Annotated in this window: 19 protein-coding genes; 10 read left to right on the forward strand and 9 right to left on the reverse strand. The window is 69.4% G+C overall.

Going from position 1 to position 19,713, the window contains the following annotated elements:
• Positions 1–15: 15 nt before the first annotated feature.
• Together ASD84_RS11735 and ASD84_RS11740 are read right to left on the reverse strand one after the other, a co-directional pair.
• Positions 16–735, reverse strand: a complete 720-nt coding sequence (locus ASD84_RS11735) for a hypothetical protein (RefSeq protein WP_156391791.1) — start codon at positions 733–735, stop codon at positions 16–18.
• 14 nt (positions 736–749) lie between these two features.
• Positions 750–2,423 carry a PQQ-binding-like beta-propeller repeat protein gene (locus tag ASD84_RS11740; RefSeq protein WP_056710224.1) on the reverse strand — a complete coding sequence of 558 codons (1,674 nt, stop codon included), beginning with the start codon at positions 2,421–2,423 and terminating at the stop codon, positions 750–752.
• A gap of 116 nt (positions 2,424–2,539) precedes the next feature.
• Between ASD84_RS11740 and ASD84_RS11745 the strand changes: the two genes are divergently transcribed.
• Positions 2,540–3,022 carry an SRPBCC family protein gene (locus tag ASD84_RS11745; RefSeq protein ID WP_056710226.1) on the forward strand — a complete coding sequence of 161 codons (483 nt, stop codon included), beginning with the start codon at positions 2,540–2,542 and terminating at the stop codon, positions 3,020–3,022.
• Between the two features lie 72 nt (positions 3,023–3,094).
• On the opposite strand, the gene ASD84_RS11750 is transcribed toward ASD84_RS11745, so the two are convergent.
• Positions 3,095–4,180: an inositol-3-phosphate synthase gene (locus ASD84_RS11750; protein WP_056710227.1), complete on the reverse strand. Its 1,086-nt coding sequence runs from the start codon at positions 4,178–4,180 to the stop codon at positions 3,095–3,097.
• Positions 4,181–4,243: 63 nt separating this feature from the next.
• Positions 4,244–4,840: a PadR family transcriptional regulator gene (locus tag ASD84_RS11755; protein WP_056710230.1), complete on the reverse strand. Its 597-nt coding sequence runs from the start codon at positions 4,838–4,840 to the stop codon at positions 4,244–4,246.
• Positions 4,841–4,958: 118 nt separating this feature from the next.
• Between ASD84_RS11755 and ASD84_RS11760 the strand changes: the two genes are divergently transcribed.
• Genes ASD84_RS11760 through ASD84_RS11770 form a run of 3 tightly spaced genes read left to right on the forward strand, consistent with a single transcriptional unit; the run spans position 4,959 to position 9,315 of the window.
• Positions 4,959–7,298 (forward strand): transglycosylase domain-containing protein, encoded by a 2,340-nt coding sequence (locus ASD84_RS11760; RefSeq protein WP_162251526.1) that lies wholly within the window; start codon positions 4,959–4,961, stop codon positions 7,296–7,298.
• A 28-nt stretch (positions 7,299–7,326) separates the two neighbouring features.
• A complete protein-coding gene (locus ASD84_RS11765) occupies positions 7,327–8,838 on the forward strand; it encodes a glycosyltransferase family 87 protein (RefSeq protein ID WP_056710234.1) in 1,512 nt (503 codons plus the stop codon).
• A 3-nt stretch (positions 8,839–8,841) separates the two neighbouring features.
• Complete coding sequence (locus ASD84_RS11770; protein ID WP_056710236.1) at positions 8,842–9,315, forward strand: hypothetical protein; 474 nt, start codon at positions 8,842–8,844, stop codon at positions 9,313–9,315.
• Here the strand turns inward: ASD84_RS11770 and ASD84_RS11775 are convergent.
• From ASD84_RS11775 to ASD84_RS11785, 3 genes are read right to left on the reverse strand one after another with little or no spacing between them, the layout of a single operon-like run.
• Positions 9,305–10,387, reverse strand: a complete 1,083-nt coding sequence (locus ASD84_RS11775) for an alanine racemase (RefSeq protein WP_056710238.1) — start codon at positions 10,385–10,387, stop codon at positions 9,305–9,307. The two genes, ASD84_RS11770 and ASD84_RS11775, sit on opposite strands and share 11 nt — an antisense overlap.
• Position 10,388: 1 nt before the next feature.
• Complete coding sequence (locus ASD84_RS11780; RefSeq protein WP_056710241.1) at positions 10,389–11,540, reverse strand: lipid II:glycine glycyltransferase FemX; 1,152 nt, start codon at positions 11,538–11,540, stop codon at positions 10,389–10,391.
• 33 nt (positions 11,541–11,573) lie between these two features.
• Positions 11,574–12,371: a deoxyribonuclease IV gene (locus ASD84_RS11785; protein WP_200954498.1), complete on the reverse strand. Its 798-nt coding sequence runs from the start codon at positions 12,369–12,371 to the stop codon at positions 11,574–11,576.
• 86 nt (positions 12,372–12,457) lie between these two features.
• Here ASD84_RS11785 and ASD84_RS11790 point away from each other — a divergent pair, with 86 nt between their 5' ends.
• The 6 genes from ASD84_RS11790 to ASD84_RS11815 all read left to right on the forward strand — a co-directional run bounded on the left by ASD84_RS11790 (position 12,458) and on the right by ASD84_RS11815 (position 17,307).
• The gene (locus tag ASD84_RS11790; RefSeq protein WP_056710244.1) at positions 12,458–14,464 is read left to right on the forward strand and encodes an FHA domain-containing protein; all 2,007 of its coding nucleotides are present in this window, start codon (positions 12,458–12,460) and stop codon (positions 14,462–14,464) included.
• Positions 14,465–14,674: 210 nt separating this feature from the next.
• Positions 14,675–14,962: a 30S ribosomal protein S6 gene (gene rpsF, locus ASD84_RS11795; protein WP_056710976.1), complete on the forward strand. Its 288-nt coding sequence runs from the start codon at positions 14,675–14,677 to the stop codon at positions 14,960–14,962.
• Positions 14,963–15,082: 120 nt separating this feature from the next.
• Positions 15,083–15,655, forward strand: coding sequence for a single-stranded DNA-binding protein (locus tag ASD84_RS11800; RefSeq protein ID WP_056710247.1), 573 nt, complete (start codon positions 15,083–15,085; stop codon positions 15,653–15,655).
• A gap of 76 nt (positions 15,656–15,731) precedes the next feature.
• The gene (gene rpsR / locus ASD84_RS11805; RefSeq protein ID WP_056710249.1) at positions 15,732–15,968 is read left to right on the forward strand and encodes a 30S ribosomal protein S18; all 237 of its coding nucleotides are present in this window, start codon (positions 15,732–15,734) and stop codon (positions 15,966–15,968) included.
• Between the two features lie 28 nt (positions 15,969–15,996).
• Positions 15,997–16,443: a 50S ribosomal protein L9 gene (gene rplI / locus ASD84_RS11810; protein ID WP_056710251.1), complete on the forward strand. Its 447-nt coding sequence runs from the start codon at positions 15,997–15,999 to the stop codon at positions 16,441–16,443.
• Between the two features lie 216 nt (positions 16,444–16,659).
• Positions 16,660–17,307: a hypothetical protein gene (locus ASD84_RS11815; RefSeq protein ID WP_056710252.1), complete on the forward strand. Its 648-nt coding sequence runs from the start codon at positions 16,660–16,662 to the stop codon at positions 17,305–17,307.
• A 46-nt stretch (positions 17,308–17,353) separates the two neighbouring features.
• Here the strand turns inward: ASD84_RS11815 and ASD84_RS11820 are convergent, their stop codons facing one another.
• Together ASD84_RS11820 and ASD84_RS11825 are read right to left on the reverse strand one after the other, a co-directional pair.
• Positions 17,354–17,905 (reverse strand): hypothetical protein, encoded by a 552-nt coding sequence (locus ASD84_RS11820; RefSeq protein WP_056710254.1) that lies wholly within the window; start codon positions 17,903–17,905, stop codon positions 17,354–17,356.
• On the reverse strand, positions 17,902–19,290 hold the full coding sequence (locus ASD84_RS11825) for an MATE family efflux transporter (protein ID WP_056710256.1): 1,389 nt from the start codon (positions 19,288–19,290) through the stop codon (positions 17,902–17,904). The genes ASD84_RS11820 and ASD84_RS11825 overlap by 4 nt, the downstream gene beginning before the upstream one ends.
• Positions 19,291–19,713 lie beyond the last annotated feature (423 nt).

Consider the following 19,713-nt stretch of genomic DNA (forward strand, 5'->3'; position numbering starts at 1 on the left):
TCCACGACGGATTCGTCAGGTGCGTGGCACGCTGCGGGGCGGCCGTTGGGGGCCCAGCACGTCCTCGGTGGCCGCCAGCTCGTCGTACCAGGGCTTGCCGAGGACCGATTCGGCCCGGTCCTCGACCACCGACCTGTCCGCGGAGACCAGGTCGACGGCAACGACGTCATCGATCGTCAGTACGTACGCGGTGGAATCGGTGAGGCCGAGGACTGCCGGCTCGAGCTCGGCGTAGAGCTCCTCGAGGCCGACACCGTGTCCCATTCCGTCGGTGCTCCGAACGATCTCCTCGCCCTCGACGAGGTCGACCACCACCAGCTTCCACGGCATCCGGTCGGCTTCGAGGAACGCGAGGTGGCGACCGTCGGGCGACACGTGAAGGCTGTCGGGGTAGGGGTGTGCGCCGACGGTCGACACCTCTCCGTCCACGCTCACCACGTGCAGCTCGTCGTCATCCTCGGGCAGGAAGTAGACGCCGGCCCCGCCGACGACGTACACCTCGATCGGCTGGCCCGCGTCGACCGTGGTGCCGTCGGGAAGCGTGACCACGTTGCCGGAGACGCTGGTCTTCCCGGGCACGACCGGGTCCTTCGCCGACGACCAATCCCCGACCGGTGGCCCGTCCTTGGGGTCGCGGATCAGCCACACCCCGACACCGACGAGCAGCACCAGGATCAACGCCGCGCCGCCGTAGAGCAGCAAGGCTCGTGGTCGACGACCACTGCGGGTTCCCATGCAGTGAGTCTCCATCAACCGAGGGTGCCGAGGAATCGCAGGAGGTTCTGGACGTCACCGGCGACGCCGTCGTCGGTCTTCTCGTAGTCGAGGGCGGACTGGACCAGCCCTTGCGCCGTCAGGTCCGCAGTGACCCGGCTCTCGTCCAGCCAGTCGGCGGTGGTGTCGAGGTGGCCGACCAGGGCGGTCGCGAAGGTCGCCGCTTGCGGGACGCCACCGAGGGCGCGAGCAGGCAGGGTGAGTCGGTCGATCTCGGTCTTCGTACGGTCGATTCCGGCCTCGGCCTCCCGAAACGACGAAGCCGCCTCGGTGAGGGTGGTGGGCTCGACTTCGACGACGCCGCTCGTCAGACCGAGCTCGGAGTACGGCGTCAAGGTCATGTTCATGGATCCCCACATGTCCTGGGGAGGCGTGTTCGGTGGCCGGTGCGAGTACTTGGACGAGCCCGACTCGTAGGTGGTGACGATGCCTTCCGGGAGCAGGACGAGGCCCTCGGCCATGTTGGGCAGACGTTCGGACCCGACCTCGAGGCCGGTGGCCCGGTCGACCGCGATCAGCTCACTGTCGAACCCACGCTTGAAGGACGTGCTGAAGAAGATGTGGCCGTCGGTCACCGCGATGCCCTGGGTGCGCGGAGGCGCGTCGTAGGGCCCGTCGCCGGTCGGCACCCACTTCCCCGTGTCGGGGTCCTTCTCGTAGGTGTAGAGCTTGCCGGTGTCCTTCTCGGAGAACGTCCCGACGTAGAGGATGCCGCGGTCGATGGTCGAGTAGGCACCTGCGGCGACTTCCTGCGGCTCGCCCTGCACGGCTACGGGATCCCCCGGCGCCGAGGCAAGGATGTCTGCCATCGAGTACTGGTAGAGGCGGCCCGGGTTGCCCGAGGACGACACGTAGACCTGGCCGTCGTGGACCGACACGCCGCCAGCGTGGCTCGGAGCGGCACCGCCGTCAGGAGCGCCGAGGTCGACCGAGCGGATCACCTCGCCGGTGTCGGGATCGATGAGCGAGAGGGTTGCCCGGTCGTCGTCGCGTCCGTCGCCGCCGGAGTCGTAGCTGGTCTGGACGAGGTTTCCGGTCACCGGGTCGTAGCCGAGACCCTGCGGAATCATCATGCCGTCGTCGTCCCCGGTCGCCAGGGTGTCCGGGATCGCCGGACCGATGCTCGTCGGATCATCCAGGTCGAACCGCAATGAGCGCGCAAGGCCGTTCTCGAGCCACGCCAGTTGTTCGTCGGTGAAGCCGTCGGTGGTGAAGAAGTCACGGGCACTGTCGAGCAGGCCGCCGTACGTCGTCGCGACCTCTTCGAGCTTCGTCATCACGTCGATCCGGGCGAGCAGGAAGAACAGGGGCGAGACGTAGCTGTCCTTGTGGTCTCGCCACCACTCGATGATCCGCGTCGCCTGCAGCTCCATCCACTCGTAGTCAGCGGTCGCTCGGTCCACGCCCAGCTTGGCGCGGTTCAACCGGACCAGGCCGACCTGCGCTGCGGCGTTCGCTGCCCAGGCCTTCATGTTGAAGCGGGTGCTCGCGTCGGGGCTGTCCCAGGTGGGCACGCTGGCGGCGTAGCGGACATGGTCGATGCATCCGTCGACATTCAGAATGGCCAGGTGAAGGTCGGCTGACAGCGTGGTCAGCGTCGTGACGTTGCCAGAGGCGAGCTGTCGGTAGATCTTCTCCGGGCCGGTCACGCGATGTACCTGCCCTTTCAGGTCTGTCCGGAAACGGGGACGGGGTGGGTGGGCGGCCGGCCATGTCCTACCTGGGACGGATGTCGCAGACCCCTACCAGCCGGTAACCTCCGGGCATGGCTGACACGATCGAAAAGCTCCTCGAAGACTCCATCGAGATCGACGCCCCCGCCGACAAGGTCTGGGCGCTGGTCACCGACATTCCCGCGATGTCCAAGCGCAGCCCCCAGGTCGTGAAGTCGACCGTCAAGGGTGGCGTGGTCAAGGAAGGTGCGACCTTCCGCAACCTCAACAGGCAGGGCATCAAGCGCTGGCCCACGAACGGCAAGGTGGTGCGCTTCACCGCCCCCACCGATTCCTCGGTCGGCGAGTTCGCGTTCCGGATCCGCGAGAACTGGACCATCTGGTCCTTCGAGCTGGAGCCGACCGCCACCGGCGGCACCCGCCTCACCGAGCGCCGCGAGGCGCCCGACGGCATCTCGAAGCTGTCGAAGGTCCTCACCAAGACCGTCCTCGGTGGCCAGAAGCCCTTCACCGCGGAACTGTGCGGAGGCATCCGCCAGACCCTCGAGAAGATCAAGGCGGAGGCCGAGGCCTGAGCTGAGGCGCCCATCGACGACGAAGGGCCGGTTCCCCGTGGGGGAACCGGCCCTTCGGCAGTTGCTACGAGGTCACTCGTCGCCGGAGATGAACTTCTCCAGCAGGAGGCGACCCTCGGTGTCCTCGATCTGAACCGGCGGGCTCTTCATGAGGTACGCCGACGCGGCGATGATCGGGCCACCGACGCCACGGTCCAGGGCGATCTTCGCGGCGCGCACGGCGTCGATGATGATGCCGGCGGAGTTCGGGGAGTCCCAGACCTCGAGCTTGTACTCGAGGTTGAGCGGGACGTCACCGAAGGCGCGACCCTCGAGGCGGACGTAGGCCCACTTGCGGTCGTCGAGCCACGCGACGTAGTCGGACGGGCCGATGTGGACGTTCTTGCTGTCCGTCAGGTTGGCCAGCGAACCGGTGAGGTTCGAGGTCACGGCCTGGGTCTTGGAGACCTTCTTGGACTCGAGGCGCTCGCGCTCGAGCATGTTCTTGAAGTCCATGTTGCCGCCGACGTTGAGCTGGTACGTGCGGTCCAGCGCCACGCCACGGTCTTCGAACAGCTTCGCCATCACGCGGTGCGTGATGGTCGCGCCGACCTGCGACTTGATGTCGTCACCGACGATCGGGACGCCGGCGTCCTCGAACTTCTTGGCCCACTCGGGGTCGGAGGCGATGAAGACGGGCAGGGCGTTGACGAAGGCCACGCCCGCGTCGATCGCGCACTGGGCGTAGAACTTGTCGGCCTCTTCGGAACCAACGGGCAGGTACGAGACCAGCACGTCGACCTTGGCGTCCTTGAGGGCCTGGACGACGTCGACCGCCTCGGCGGCGGACTCCTCGATCGTCATCCGGTAGTACTTGCCGAGACCGTCGAGCGTCGGGCCGCGCTGGACCTCGACACCGAGGGTCGGGACCTCGGCGATCTGGATGGTGTTGTTCTCGGAGGCGTTGATGGCCTCGGAGAGGTCCTTGCCGACCTTCTTGTCGTCGACGTCGAACGCGGCGACGAACTGGACGTCAGAGACGTGGTACTGACCGAACTTCACGTGCATGAGCCCCGGGACGGTGCTCGTCGCATCGGCGTCCCGGTAGTACTGCACGCCCTGGATCAGGGACGTGGCGCAGTTGCCCACGCCGGCGATCGCTACTCGAACCGAACCCATCGGGTGTGTTCCTTCCTGGTACTCATGACTGTGACTGTTCATGAACGTGTGCTGGATGTGTGATCAAGAAGCCGACGGTGTCGGCGTCTCGGGCGCTGCTTCGGCGCGCGACTGCCCGAATGTCTGGGCACCGCGCTCGGCGTTGATGAGGTCCGAGAGCCATCGGACCTCTCGCTCGACCGATTCGACGCCGTGCCTCTGGAGCTCTGAGGCGTAGCGGTCGGCTTCCTTCTGGGTCATCGCGAGGTCGCGCTGAACCCGTTCCAGCCGCTCCTGGAGCCGCGAGCGACGTCCTTCGAGGACGCGCAGCCGGATCTCCATGTCGGTGGAGGAGAAGAACCGGAACCGGATGTCGAAGTTGTCGTCCTCCCATGCAGCAGGACCCACCTCCGACATGAGGCGCTGGAACTCCTCGGTGCCCTGAGGGGTCACCTCGTAGACGATCCGCTGCCGCCGGCTCTGGGGACCCGACGGAACGACTTCCTCGATGAGGCTGCCGCGGAGCATCTTCTTCAACGCCGGGTAGAGCGAGCCGTACGAAAGCAGCCGGCCCCATCCGAGCATCAGGTTGAGCCGCTTGCGCAGCTCGTAGCCGTGCATGGGTCCCTCGTGCAGCAGTCCGAGGACTGCCAACTCGATGGTGTCGCCACGCCGTGCCATGCGACCTATCGTAGCGATATATCCACGGAACGTGAACTTTCGATGGATCGAGAGTGTCCTTGCGACGACCGTCGGTCACGAATCGGGTGACACAGGTGTGCGCCGTACCCTGTGGTGCGTGGTCGAGGGAAAGCGCAAGTCGCAAGGTTCGTCGTCGTCGCGCGGCAGGTCCGGGTCCGGAAAGTCGGGCGGCAAGGGCGGCGGCAAGGGCGACAAGGCTCCCCGCACGCTGAAGCAGAAGATCAAGCGCCTCGCGCTGTGGAGCCTGGTCAGCGGTGTGGTCCTCGGCCTGCTGGGCCTGCTCGCGCTGTTCATCGCCTACCGATCGATCGACATCCCGGACAAGAACGCCGAGTTCCTGACCGAGACCACGCAGGTCTTCTACGCCGGCGGCAAGTCCGAGCTCGGCGAGTTCGCGATCCAGAAGCGGGACTCGATCGACTACGACGAGATGCCGCAGTTCGTGAAGGACGCGGTCGTCGCCTCGGAGAACCAGACGTTCTGGACCGACAGCGGCCTGGACCCGAAGGGCATCCTGCGCGCGGCGTTCAGCAACGCCCAGGGCAACTCGAAGCAGGGTGCCTCGACGATCACCCAGCAGTACGTGAAGATCCTCTACCTGACCCAGGACCGCACCTGGAAGCGCAAGGCCAAGGAAGCGCTGCTGTCGCTGAAGATCAAGAACCAGCTGTCCAAGCAGGAGATCCTCGAGGGCTACCTCAACACCATCTACTTCGGTCGGGGTGCGTACGGCATCCAGGCCGCCGCCCAGGCGTACTTCGGTCGTGACGCGAAGGACCTGCGGTTGAGCCAGTCGGTCGTCCTCGCAGCCGTCCTGAACAACCCGATCCGCTTCGACCCCGCCAACGGCGAGGACGCGAGGGCCCGGCTCGAGGCCCGTTACGAGCGGATCATCCGGGCCATGCAGGACATGGACACCGTGGACCCCGATCTCGCGACGAAGGCGCTCGAGCAGGGCCTGCCGGACTTCCCGGACATCAAGCAGGGCAACCAGTACGCCGGCCAGAAGGGCCACGCGCTGACGATGGTCCGCAAGGAGCTGATCCGCCTCGGGTTCAGCGAGGAGGAGATCGATGGCAGCGGGCTGAAGATCACCACCACCTTCACCAAGAAGGCGATGCGGGCCGCCCAGCAGGGTGTCCAGGCGGCCCGGCCCGAGGGCTTTGGTGCGAACCTCCACATCGGGGTCGCCTCGGTCGAGCCCGGAACGGGCGCGGTGCGGGGCTTCTACGGCGGCCACGACTTCCTCAAGTCCCAGCTCAACTGGGCGGTGTCCGGGGGCCAGGCCGGGTCGACGTTCAAGCCGTTCGCGCTGGCGGCCGGCATCGAGGCGGGCTGGGAGCTCAAGGACACCTTCGACGGCAACTCGCCGTACGAGCTGCCCGGCGGCGGCCGACCGATCGAGAACCAGGGCGACCACTCCTACGGCAAGGTCAACCTGGTCAAGGCCACCGAGGACTCGATCAACACCGCCTACATCGACATGACGCTGGCGACGCCCGACGGTCCCGAGAAGATCATCGAGACGGCCAACCAGATGGGGATCCCGCCGGAGCAGGCCGCCTCCAAGCCGTACGGCTTCCCGACCTCGAGCCCCGGCCTGGAGCCCAACACGGGTGTCGCCCTGGGTTCCCAGACCGTCAGCCCCATCAACATGGCCAACGGCTACGCCACCATCGCCAACCGCGGTGTCGCGGCCGACGCCTACATCATCGAGAAGGTGGAGGACGCCGACGGCGTCGTCCGCTACTCCCACAAGGTCACCGACCACCGCGCCATCCGCGAGGGCGTGTCCGACGACGTCGGCTTCGCGCTCCAGCAGGTCGTGAAGTCCGGCTCCGGGACGGCAGCACTGGGGCTGGGTCGCCCGGCCGCCGGCAAGACCGGCACCGCGACCAACGGCAAGGGCGAGGTCTCCTCGGCCTGGTTCGTCGGCTACACGCCGCAGCTGGCCACCGCGGTGATGTACGTGCGCGGCAAGGGCAACGAACAGCTCCAGGGCTGGCTGCCGTCGTACTTCGGAGGGGCCTATCCCGCGGAGACGTGGACCGAGGTGATGACCCGCGCGCTCGACGGCGAGGACATCGAGGAGCTGCCGCCGGCCGCGAACGTCAAGGGCGAGGCTCCCGGGAAGGGCCACGAGCCGCCGAAGCCGAAGCCGAAGCCGACCAAGAAGCCGAAGCCGACGCCGACGCCGACGCCCACCCCGACGCCGACGCCCACCCCGACGCCGACCAAGGACCCCGGACCGCCGACCAGCACACCTCCCGACCCGTCTACTGACACGGACGGCGACGGGACCCCGGACATCTTCGACGAGGACGACGACAACGATGGCGTGCCGGACCTGGATGATCCCCAGCCGCTGAACCCGGCGGTGCCGGGGAACGCCAACAACCGCGTGCGGGTCGGCCGCCGTCGTCGTACCGCCGCCTGAGGCCAGCGGCTCGATGCCCCAGGAGCGGATGCCCCACGTCCACGCCACCAACGACGACCCCGTCGTCGGTGCGCTGAGCGAGGTGGTCGGCGGGCCGATGGGTGAGCGCGCGCGGCCGCACCGGTGGTGGACGCCACTGCGGGTGCTGCTCCTGCTGACCGCGTTCACCTGCTGCCTGGGCCTGGTCCAGAAGGCGCCGTGCTCGCTGGTCGACGGCAAGGACCAGAACTGGGTCTACTCCCACATGTGTTACACCGACCTGCGGCCGCTCTACGTGCCGCGAGGCCTGGCCGAGCACGCGTGGCCGTACTCCGACGACGAGCAGACCCGTGAGCGCTACGAGGTGATGGAGTACCCCGTCGGCATCGCCTACTGGGCGTGGAGCACGGCGTGGGTGACGCACTGGCTGAACGGTTCACCCGACGTCGAGCAGCGCTACCAGTCGCCCGTCGACCGGTTGTACGACGACGACGAGGTCAACGACGAGCAGACCATCTTCCTGCTGGTCAACGCCGTCGGATTCGCCCTGCTCGCGCTGGTGGCGGTGTTCCTGCTCTCCCGCACCCATGAGCGCCGCCCCTGGGACGCCGCGGCGTTCGCCCTGTCGCCGGCGCTGCTGCTGACCGGCCTGATCAACTGGGACCTGATCGCCGTCGCGCTGGTGGCCGGAGCTCTCTGGTCGTGGTCGCGCGACCGGCCGGTGCTGACCGGCGTACTGATCGGGCTCGGCACGGCCGCCAAGCTCTACCCGCTGTTCCTGCTCGGCGCGATCCTGGTGATCTGCCTGCGCCGGCGTCAGTACTGGACCTTCGCCTCGGTGACCGTGTCCGCGGCCCTGGCCTGGCTGGTCGCGAACGCGCCCGGCTTCCTCACCGGCCCCGACCAGTGGAAGGTGTTCTGGAGCTTCAACGCCGAGCGCACCGCCGACCTCGGCTCGGTGTGGATGCTGATCGACCAGGCCGGCGACGTGGGGTTCAAGGCGCACACCATCAACGTGTGGTCGTGGGTGATCTTCGGCGCGTGGTGCCTCGGTGTGTTCGTGATCGGGATGACGGCCGCAAGGTCGTCGAGTGCCCGCGACGAGGAACGAGTCGCGGGTGTATCGAGACGCCTCGACACCCCGCGCCTCGCCCAGCTCGGCTACCTGATCGTGGTCGGGTTCCTGCTGGTCAACAAGGTCTACTCACCGCAGTACGTCCTGTGGCTGCTGCCGCTCGCTGTCCTCGCCCGGCCGCGCTGGCGCGACCAGCTGATCTGGCAGGGCACCGAGGTCTTCTACTTCTGCACGATCTGGTGGTACCTCGGTGGCTACCTGTCGCCGGCGGGTGGTGGCGACGCCGGCTTCTACTGGGTCGGCATCGCTGTCCGGGTGGTCGGCGAGCTCTACCTCGCGGCCGTCATCGTGCGGGACCTGTACCGCCCCGAGCACGACCCGGTGCACGACCCGGACCGCGATCCTCCGGCGCTCGACGAGGCCGACGAGGCCGACGAGATCGGAGAGGCCGCGCTGCGACCGTCTCGCGACCAGGCGAAGGTGTAGTCGGTGAGCCGGTCTCGGGGTCTGCTCCTGTTCTCCACCGCCCTTGTCCTCACCGGTTGCGCCGGTTTCACCGAGCACTCCACGGCCGAGCGAGCACACGACGATGCCGTCTCCTCGGCCGCGGCGGTGGAGGAGCTTCTGCAGGACCGGGTCGCCGGTGTCGCGCCTCCGCGTCGACTCGAGGAGGCCCGGCGCTGGGTTGAGCAGCCCGACGAGCTCGACCTGGCGGACCTCGGGTTCCCCACGGTCGCGTTGTTCCCTGAACAGTCCGGGGCGTCCGCGGAGTCCAGCAGCTTCGTCGCCGTCGTCTACGAGTACTCGGAGCCGAAGAGCCCCTTCGATGGCGGGGACTGGGTGTGGGGTCGTGTCTGCCAGCGCTACCTCGTCGACGACGACGGAAGGCTCGCGACCGACGAGATCACCTGTCCGGCCGGAACGCCCGAGAACCCGGACGACCTGAAGACGCCTACGGCGTGACGACGACCCGGTCGAACGCCGTCGCGGTGTAGCGCACCCGCACGTCGACGTCCTCGCCCACCTCGGGCACCCGCGAGCCGTGCGGGAGGAACAGCATCGAGGCCTGCATGTGCGGGGGCTCGGCGAAGAGTCGCTGCTTCCCGTCGATGGAGTACGGCGACCGCACGAAGCCGACCGCGTCGAGGCCGCCTCGGGCCAGCGTCGCCGCACGGGCCTTGATCGTCTGTTCGCCCGAGGGCGCCTCGAGGCCGATGCCGTGGGCGGTGCCACCGCTGACCACGAGCACGTGGCCGGACTTGGGGGCCGTGCGGCTGCGGTACCCGAACGCGTCCCCACGGTCCACCGCGTGCACGTCCAGCACGGTCGCGGTGACGCGCAGCGCGGACCGCGCACCCAGCCACAGGCCGGTGCCGATGCGCGGACGGAAGGTGAAGTCGCCGTACTGCCCGCGCAGGGTGCCCAGCTCCGCGTCGGTCAGGTGGCTGACCCAGACGGTCGGTCGGTGCGCGGGTGACTGGTCGGGCACCTCGGCGGCGACGTAGTCGTTCATCAGGCGGGTGACCTCGCCCAGGTGGGTGCCCTGGCCGAGGGGCAGGTGCAGGGCGAGGCCCTCGACGCGGGCGCCGGGGTGCTTGCGCAGCAGGTCGCCGGCCTCCCACAGCTCGCGTGCGGCCATGCCGTGGCGACGCATCGAGGTCATCCGCTCGAGGACGACGCGGGCGGTCGGGTCGGCGTGCAGCAGGTCGCGCAGGTCGGCGACCCGGCTGACGGTGTGGATCAACCGGCGGGCGAGTGCGGGCTCCAGCGGCACCCACGGGCGCCACGGGGTGAGGACCAGCACGTCGCCGTGCCACCGTTGGACGACGTCCGGCAGCTCGTCGTACATCCCGACCGCGAGGGCGTGCACGTCGTGGCCGCGGTCGATGAGCCACTGCGCCTTGCGCGCCAACCGGGCGTTGGTGAAGCCGTAGCCGTTGCCCTTGGCGACTGGCACCAGGCCGGGGTGGGCGGCGGCGACCGACTCGAGGTGGTCGCGCCAGCGTGGCCCGTCGACCGTGAGGGTCAAGCTCATGTCAGCCCCGCCGAGCCAGGTAGACCTGGAACGCCTTGTAGAGCGCCCGGTTGATCGGCAGGTCCCACTCGCCGGCGTACTCGACGGCCTCGCCACCGGTGCCGACCTTGAACTGGATCAGGCCGACGTGGGAGTCGCTGGCGTCGAGGGTCTCGGTGATGCCGCGCAGGTCGTAGACGGCCGCACCGGCCGCGAGGGCGTCGCGGATCATCGCCCACTGGACCGCGTTGGAGCCGCGGACCTCGCGCTTCTCCGTGGACGAGGCGCCGTAGGAGTACCAGGCGTGCTCGCCGACCCGGATCGCGATCGTGGAGGCGACCAGGTCGCCCTCGTGGTGGGCCAGCCACAGCTTGAAGCGGTCGCCGGGGGTGTCCACGTCGGCGACCAGGGCGTCGTACATCGTCTCGAAGTAGCGCAACGGACGCGGGGTGAAGTGATCGCGCTGGGCGGTGTGGACGTAGAGCTCGTGGAACGCCGCGAGGTCCGCAGGGCTGCCGACGGTGACCTCGACACCCTCCTTGGCGGCCTTCTTGATGTTGCGGCGCCACAACTGGTTCATCCCCTTGAGGACGTCGTCCTCGGTGCGCTGGTTGCCGTCGGCGTCCCGGAGCGGGATCTGGAACACGAACTGCGGCTGTCCCGCAGCGAACCCGCCCTCGACACCCTGGTGGCGCCACCCCAGCTCGTGCAGCTGGGCGACGACGCGGGCACCGGCGGCCGTGCGTTCGGCGGGCGCGATCTGGCTGAGCAGCCTGACCTCGGGGTCGGCGATGCCGTCCTTGACCTGGGCGGTCGACCAGCGGCGAGTGACGACCGGCGGGCCGATCCGGACGGCGAACGCGCCCTGTTCCTTCAGGTGCGCCACCATCGGTGTCAGCCAGTCGCCGAGCTGGTCGGTGGTCCAGTCCAGGACCGGTCCCTCGGGGAGGTAGGCGAGGTAGCGGTTCAGCTTCGGGAGCTTGCGATAGAGCACCAGCGCGACGCCCTGCTGCTTGCCGGCGTCGTCGAACCAGCCGATCGACTCGCTGCGCCACTCGCTCTTGACCTTCGCCCACCCGGGGGTCTGCAGGAAGCTCGCCGAGGGAAGCGTGGCGAGGTGGTCGCGGTGCTCGGCTGCGCTGATTTGACGGGTGATCGGGCGCACGCTGGGCATGGGCCCGAGGTTATCGGGTCGCCCCGGCGGCTCTCACAGCCGTTCGCGGAGCCAGGCGAAGTCGGTGACGTGCTCGTCCGCACCACCGGGCGTCTCGCAGACGACCGGCGCCCCGGCGTCACGGACCACCTGCGCGAGCAGGTCGGGGTCGATCCGGCCGGCGCCGAAGTTGGCGTGCCGGTCGGCGCCGGAGTCGAAGTCGTCGCGGCTGTCGTTGGCGTGGACCAGGTCGATCCGGCCGGTGATGGCGCGGATGTCGTCGACGATGGTCTCGAGCCGGTTGCCGCCCGCGTGGGCGTGGCAGGTGTCGAGGCAGAAGCCGACCATGTCGGCGCCCTCGGCCGCGCCGATCGCGTCCCAGGTGCCCTTGATCCGGTCGAGGTAGCGGGTCATCGCGTTGGTGCCGCCCGCGGTGTTCTCGATCAGCAGCGGGAGCTTGAGGTCGGTCGCCTCGATCGCCTTGCGCCAGTTGTCGAACCCCTTCGCGGGATCGTCCTCGTCGGTGACGTGGCCGCCGTGGACGATCAGTCCCTTGGCACCGATCTCGGCGGCGGCGTCGACGTGCTGCTGCAGCAGCTTGCGGCTCGGGATCCGCTGGCGGTTGTTCGTGGTCGCCACGTTGATGAGGTACGGCGCGTGCACGTACAGGTCGATCCCGGCCTCCTCGGCGTCGGCGCGCAGCTGCGCCGGCCCGCCGTCGTACGCAAGGACGGGGCCCTTGTAGGACTGCGGGTTGCCGAGGAAGAACTGCACCAGCGGGGCGTTGCGGGCGCGGGCCTCGCCGATGGGGTCGGTCTGGTCGACATGGGCTCCGATGCGCAGCTCGCTCATGGCCGCCATCGTAGGCAGCGGCTCCGACAGGCGACCGCGGCGGTGCGGTCGCCGTGAAGGCGCGCGCACGGCTAGCGTTCGACCCCGTGAGCACCCTTCATGCAGAGGTCTCGGGCCGAGCGTGGGACTTCGACGGCCAGCGTCCCGTGACCATCGGCCGTGACCCCGGCTGCGACATCGTCCTCAGCGGCCCTTCCGTCTCCCGCCAGCACGCGCAGCTGCGGTACGACGGCTCCGGCTGGACGCTCGTCGACACCGGGTCGAGCAGCGGCACCTGGCAGGGCGGCGTCCGGGTCACCGAGGTCCGCGTCAGCGGCCGTACGGCGATCCGGTTCGGCTCCGTCGACGGTGAGGAGCTGGTGCTCACCCCGGCCGCCACGGCCCAGCGTCCCTTCGACGCGGCCGGTGTGCCGCCGGGCCTCCCGCTCGCCCAGACCGTGCTCCCCGGCGTCGGCCCGCTCGGGCCGAACTACGTCAGCGGCCCCGGCCTGCTCGTGCGTACGGCGACCGGCCCGTTGCGCTTCCCGCCGGGCAGCGTCGTCCGGATCGGTCGCGACCCCGCCAACGAGGTGACCATCGACGACCCGTCGGTGTCGCGGCTGCACGGTGTGATCGAGGGCCGCCCCGACGGCTGGTGGTACGTCGACAGGTCGACCGCCGGCACGTTCCTGGAGGAGGACCGGGTCGCCCAGCGAAAGCTCGTCGACCCGACGACGCTGATGCTCGGCCACCCCACGGCGGGTGCCGAGCTGGAGGTGATCCCGATCGTCGAGGCCGGCAAGGCCCAGAAGTCCATCGCGAAGAAGAAGCGCAGGCGCACCGCTGCCCTGGTCGGCGGCATCGCCGCCGCGCTGGTGCTCGTCGGGGGCGGCGTCACGGCCGCCGTCCTGCTCGGTGGTGACGACGAGGGGTCGTCCGACGCCGACGGGCCCGGCGGCTCCGACGGTTCTGACGGGGTCCTGACGACCGCTGAGCTCGACCGCGCCAAGCTCGCCAGCGTGCTGATCATCGCGGTCGACGATGACGGTGAACCGATCTACACCGGGTCGGGCACGATCATCAGCGACGACGGCCTGATCCTGACCAACGCGCACGTGGGCAAGCCGAGTGCTCCCGGACAGCAGCCGCCCGCCGCGGACCCGGCCGCGCTGCGGATCGCGCTGACGTCCATGAACGACGACGTGCCGGTCGCGGCGTCGTACACGGCGGAGCCGATCGTGGCCGACGGCGTGCTCGACCTCGCAGTCCTCAAGATCACTGCCGACGCGGACGGCAAGGAGATCAAGGGCGACCTGGACCTGCCGGAGCCGGTGCAGCTCGGAGACAGCGACGAGCTGCGCACCGGTGACGAGATCACGGCGCTCGGGTTCCCCGCCGTCGCCCACGTCGCCTCCGACGACGGCATCGAGAGCGGCCTCACCGTCACCCGCGGTGTCGTGTCGACCTTCCTCACCGAGACTGCGATCGACAGCCCCCGGGCCTGGATCGACAGCGACATCCGGATTGGCTCCGGCAATTCCGGCGGCGCCTCGATCAACCTCGACGGGGAGCTCGTCGGCATCAACAGCGCCGTCGTCACCGAGGCGTCGGTCGGCGAGTCCGGCGCGGGCGGCAGCTTCACCGGCGGCTCGGCGCGGATCCGGCCGGTCAACCTCACCGAGGCGATCGTCGAGATCGCGAAGAAGGGTGGCGACCCGGAGTACGTGTCGCCGTACCTGGACGACGTACCGGAACCGCCGTCCGACCCGATGGGCCAGGCCAGCGCCGGTGGCGCCGGTTGGTCGGTCGACGGCAAGAACGACTGCTCGGAACCGAGCACCCTCGACGACCCACAGACCCTGTCGGGTGTCACCCTGCCCGCGAACCTCTTCGCCCACTTCGCGGTCACCGGGCTGTCCGACGGCACGGCGTTCACCCTGGAGCTGCGCAACCCGGACGGGGACGTGCTCGGTTCGTCGGAGGGCGAGTGGAGCCTCGGGTCCGACGACGTGTGCGCAGCTGTCGGCCTGGACGTGCCCGAGGACCTGGTCGGGGCGAACGCGGTGCTGGTGATCGGCGACGTCGAGATCCAGAACCCGGTGCTCTTCGAGTAGCCCGACGACACCTGCTGGCCGGCCTGCTGAGTGGCCTGCTGAGGCGCCTGCTTCAGCGATTGTGAGGCACGTCGCCTGCGCTGTTAACCTCTCCTGTCCGGTGCCGCAAGGCGCCGGTCCGACCGAGCCGGGCAGATCCGGATCGGTTTGCAGAGCCCTCCTGCCACGGAAAGTCCGCGGCCGCCAAGTCCAGAGGAGGTGGAGACCGCTTTGCGTAACTATGAAGTCGTGGTCATCCTCGACCCGAGCCTCGATGAGCGTACGGTTCAGCCGTCGCTCGACAAGTACCTCAACGTCATTCGTAATGACGGAGGAACCGTCGACAACGTCGACATCTGGGGCAAGCGCCGTCTTGCCTACGAGATCAAGAAGAATGCCGAAGGCATCTACGCGATCATCAAGCTGACCGCTGAGCCGGCAACCGTCGACGAGTTCGACCGCCAGCTGGGCCTCAACGAGGTCATCCTGCGGACCAAGGTCATCCGACCCACCATCTGAGGATCCCCGTCGCCTGTGGACGACTACTTCTGTATGTCGGCCCCACAGGCAACGATGGGGGCCATCGCCCGGGCCTGACCCGGGTTGGCCACTCGAACCCACCCTCACCAGGAGAGCACCATGGCTGGCGACACCGTCATCACCGTTATCGGCAACCTGACCGACGACCCGGAGCTGCGTTTCACGCCCTCCGGCGCCGCGGTTGCCAACTTCACGGTGGCGTCGACCCCTCGCATCTTCAAGCGAGAGTCGAACACCTGGGAGGACGGGGAGACCCTCTTCCTGCGGTGCTCGATCTGGCGCCAGGCGGCGGAGAACGTCGCCGAGTCGCTCCAGAAGGGCATGAAGGTCATCGCGCAGGGCCGGCTCGTGTCGCGCTCCTACGAGACGCGTGAGGGCGAGAAGCGCACGGTCAACGAGCTTCAGGTCGAGGAAATCGGCCCGTCGCTCACGTTCGCCACGGCCAAGGTCACCCGTGCTGCCCGCTCCGGCGGCGGCCAGGGTGCCGGCGGTCAGGGCGGCGGCTACGGCGGTGGCCAGGGTGGCGGCAACCAGGGTGGCGGCCGTCCGGCCGGCAATGACCCGTGGGGCAACGGCGGCGGTGCCTCGGCACCGGCCAGCTCGGGCGGCGCGGCGCCGGCAGGTGACCCGTGGGCCGCTCCGGGTGTCTCGGCCGACGAGCCCCCTTTCTAGGCAACAACACATCAACCATTCCGGCCCCGCTGCCTGACCAGGCGGGCGCGGCCGGGCTCTGAGGAGGAGCACCACAATGGCGAAGGCAGTCGTCCGCAAGCCCAAGAAAAAGGTTTGCCAGTTTTGCAAGGACAAGGCGACCGGTGTCGACTACAAGGACACCGGCCTGCTGAAGAAGTTCATCTCCGACCGCGGCAAGATCCGTGCCCGTCGGGTGACCGGCAACTGCGTCCAGCACCAGCGGGACGTCGCCATCGCGGTGAAGAACGCCCGCGAGGTCGCACTGTTGCCCTACACCTCCGCCGGCCGCTGATCAGCGACGCGACAGAAGGAGACTGAACATGAAGATCATCCTGACCCAGGAAGTCGACGGCCTCGGTGCCGCTGGCGACGTGGTCGAGGTCAAGGACGGCTACGGCCGTAACTACCTCCTCCCGCGCGGCTTCGGCATCCGTTGGACCCGTGGCGCGCAGGCGCAGGCCGACTCCATCAAGCAGGCCCGGGCCGCTCGCGCGGTTCGTGACGAGGCGCACGCCGCCGAGATCAAGGCCAAGCTCGAGGGCAAGCCGGTCGACGTCAAGGTGAAGGCCGGCCAGGGCGGCCGGCTGTTCGGCGCGGTCACCGCTGCCGACATCGCCGCCGCGCTCGGCGAGGCCGCCGGCGAGGCGATCGACAAGCGCACCATCGCGCTCGGCAACCCGATCAAGGCGCTGGGCAGCCACGCCGTGACGGTGAAGCTGCACGACGACGTGACCGTTGCGGTCGCGCTCAACGTCATCCCCGGCTGACAAGAAGCAAATTCGTCGAGTGGTCCGAGCCGCAGGGCGAGGACGTATTGAGACGCACGGCGTGGCCGGTCCCCTTGGGGGCCGGCCACGCTGGGTTTTTCGGGCCGAGCGCGTCTTCGGCACTGCTGCGGGCAGCAAGCTGCCACCGGCGCCTCCCGCCGCGCTGCCGGCTGGGCCGCTAGTTTTGAGGGACTTCCCCCATCTCAGGAGTTCCTTGTGCGCGTACGACGGATCTGGCCTGCTGCCTTCCTGCTCCTCGCCCCGGTACTGACCGGCTGCAGCGACGACGGAGGTGTCGACGGATCGGGCGTCACGCCGCCCACGGACACCCCGAGCACCCCGGCGGTCTCCGACACGACGACCGCTCCGACGGAGACGACGTCGGCAGCCGAGACCACCTCGGCCGCACCGGCCGCTCTGCCCGCGGCGTGTGACCTGGTCACCTCCGACGACATCGCGAAGGCCTTCGGTGTCTCGTTCGAGCCGGGTGTGGCCGGCGGGGGCTCCAACGGCGAGGGCGCGTTCGTCTGGGAGAGCGACGACTGCTCCTTCGTCGCCACCGACCTGGTCCGGGTGACGGTCGCGGTCAGCGGTCCCGACGACTTCACCAAGGGCGGCTTCGGTTGCCCGCAGCCGAGTGAGGACTCCGCCATCCTCGAGCCGGCCGATGACATCGCCGGCGCCACCGACGGCTGGTGGAAGGTCAGCGACGCCCCGCCGTTGGCGGCAACGCTGCGCGCCTGCTCTGCGTCGGCACTGGTCGCGGTCGAGCTGGAGTACGAGGACGGCGTCGACTACGAGGGCGACCCGCGCAGCCAGTCGATCGCCCTTGCCGAGCTGGTGCTCGCGGCACTGCAGGGCTGACGCCCGCAGGTCGAGGAGGTCGCTCTTCGACCGTCTCGAGACCAGGTCAGGTCGGCTCCGGCTCCGGGTCGGGCTCGGGGCCACCCGCCCAGACGGCCGGGCCGTAGACCAGGCACAGCACGATGACGAGGAGCACCCCGGCGAGTCCGAGGGTGCCGACTCCGTAGAGCCAGCTCCAGCCGGCGCCGTCGTACAGGACCGTGGAGACCAGGGCGACCAGGATGCCTGTCTCGGCGACCGTCCACCACCAGCCACCGCGGGCGCCTGCGGTGCGCGCCTGGCGGGTCAGGGCGTGGCAGAGCGTGGCCTGGAAGCCAAGTGCCGGCAGAGAGGCGGCCCAGACCACGGCCGTGTCGGCGTCGTCGAGCCATGCCCGAGCGTCGGCAGCGCTGAGCACGGTGGACAGCAGGAACGCCACCACCGCGAGATACCAGAGGGTCAGCCGCAGCGGGATCTCCGGTCGCGTCCGGGCGAGCTTGATCCAGCCGATGAGGACGAACGCGTTGCCCAGGACCTCGGAGTAGTCGTAGCGGTCCGCGGGGGCCTTGGTGAACACGACGAGGGCGAGCCCGGCGGCGATCCAGTACAACGGCTTCATCGGCCGCGCCCGGCGCCCGTGACCAGCCAGCGGTCGCCGGCCGCGCGATGCAGCAGGGTGGCGAGGCGTCCGCCCATGAACACGGCGCCGAAGACCACCCACAGCCAGGGCAGTCCGGCGCCCAGCCCACTCGTCAGCAGCACGACGGGAGCGTAGCCGCAGAGCACGATGAGTCCGGCGACCGCCAGGTAGCGGCCGTCGCCCGCGCCGATCAGGACTCCGTCGAGCACGAACACGACGCCGGCAACCGGTTGGGCAGCGGCCGCGACCAGCAGCACGGGGACGAGTGCGTCGCGCACGCCCTGGTCGGGGGTGAACAGCGCGCCGAGCCAGGGGCTGGAGGCGGCGAGCAGTACGCCGGTGACCACGCCGCTCGCGACGCCCCAGCCCACCATCCGGTTCGTCACCGCCCGCGCGGCGGCGACGTCACCCGCTCCGAGATGGCGCCCGGTGATGGCCTGGGCCGCGATCGCGATCGCGTCGAGGACGAACGCGAGGAACCCCCACAGGGTCAGCGCCAGCTGGTGCGTCGCGATCGGCACCGCGTCGTCGCTCGCCGAGCCGGACGGGCCGCTGGGACTGGCCGCGATCACCACCGCGTACGTGGTGACGAGCAGGGACGCGCGCAGGGTCAGGGTCCGCACCAGCAGGGGTACGCCGGCCCGGGCTGCCGCACGGACGCCGGGCAGGTCGGGGCGCAGGTCGGCACCCTCCCTCCGCGCGGCCCGGACCACGACGAGCACCAGCGCCACCGCCATCGCGACCTGTGCGATCACCGATCCGAGGGCCGAACCGGCGATCTCCAGTCGGGGGACCGGCCCGCCGCCGTACACGAGGAGGATGTTGAGGGCGATGTTGGCGAGGTTGCCGACGACGGCGACGACCAGTGGCGTGCGGGTGTCCTGCAGGCCACGCAGGACGCCAGTTGTCGCGAGGACGAGGAGCAGGGGCGTGATGCCGCCCGCGGCGATCCGGAGGTACGTCGTCGCGGGGTCGTTGACCGCGTCGGACGCACCGAACAGGCCGACGAGCGGACCGGCGAGGAGGGCGGTTGCCAGCGTGACCGGGACGCCGATGACGACAGCCAGCCAGAGGCCGTCGATGCCCTGGGCGAGTGCCGCTCGTCGTTGTCCGGCGCCGAGCTGGCGCGCGACGCTCGCGGTGGTGCCGTAGGCCAGGAACACGCACAGGCCGACGACGGTGGCGAGCACCGTCCCGGCGATCCCGAGGCCGGCGAGCTCGCGGGTGCCGAGGTGGCCGACGACGGCGGCGTCGCCGAGCAGGAAGAGCGGTTCGGCGACGAGCGCGAGGAACGCGGGGACCGCCAGACGGGCGATTTCCCGGTCGAGCAGCCGGTGTTCGGGGCGTCGGGTGAGGCGGCTCACGGACCTGCTGTCCTGATCGGTGGATAACTCGGGCGTGGTTGTGGATAGGCGTTCGGAGCGGCGGGGGCGCCGGGGTGCGCCAAAGGGGACCCCGTGTGACACCCGTATGTCCGGAAAGTGAACGAGATCACACCGAACTTTTTCTTCATCCACAGGCTCGGGAGAACGTTCATGCAGGTCAGAGGCACAATCGGTGTCCGCATCAGGCCTCTCTCCACAGGTTCCTCCCCAGCCCGTACACACCATCCACGCGTGTCGTCCACGGCGGGTCGCAGGTTATCCCCAGGCCCTGTGTACAGGCCGCTTTCGCCGGACGGCTACTGACCCGTAGGTTGCCAGTCCGGGTGCAGGACGCCCCTCCCGGGGTACGGCGCGGCTGCCGCATTGTGTCGGGGCCGGTTCGTACCGTGACGGCAAGATCGC

This window comes from Nocardioides sp. Root682, assembly GCF_001427795.1.
In the GTDB taxonomy this organism is placed as follows: Bacteria; Actinomycetota; Actinomycetes; order Propionibacteriales; family Nocardioidaceae; genus Nocardioides.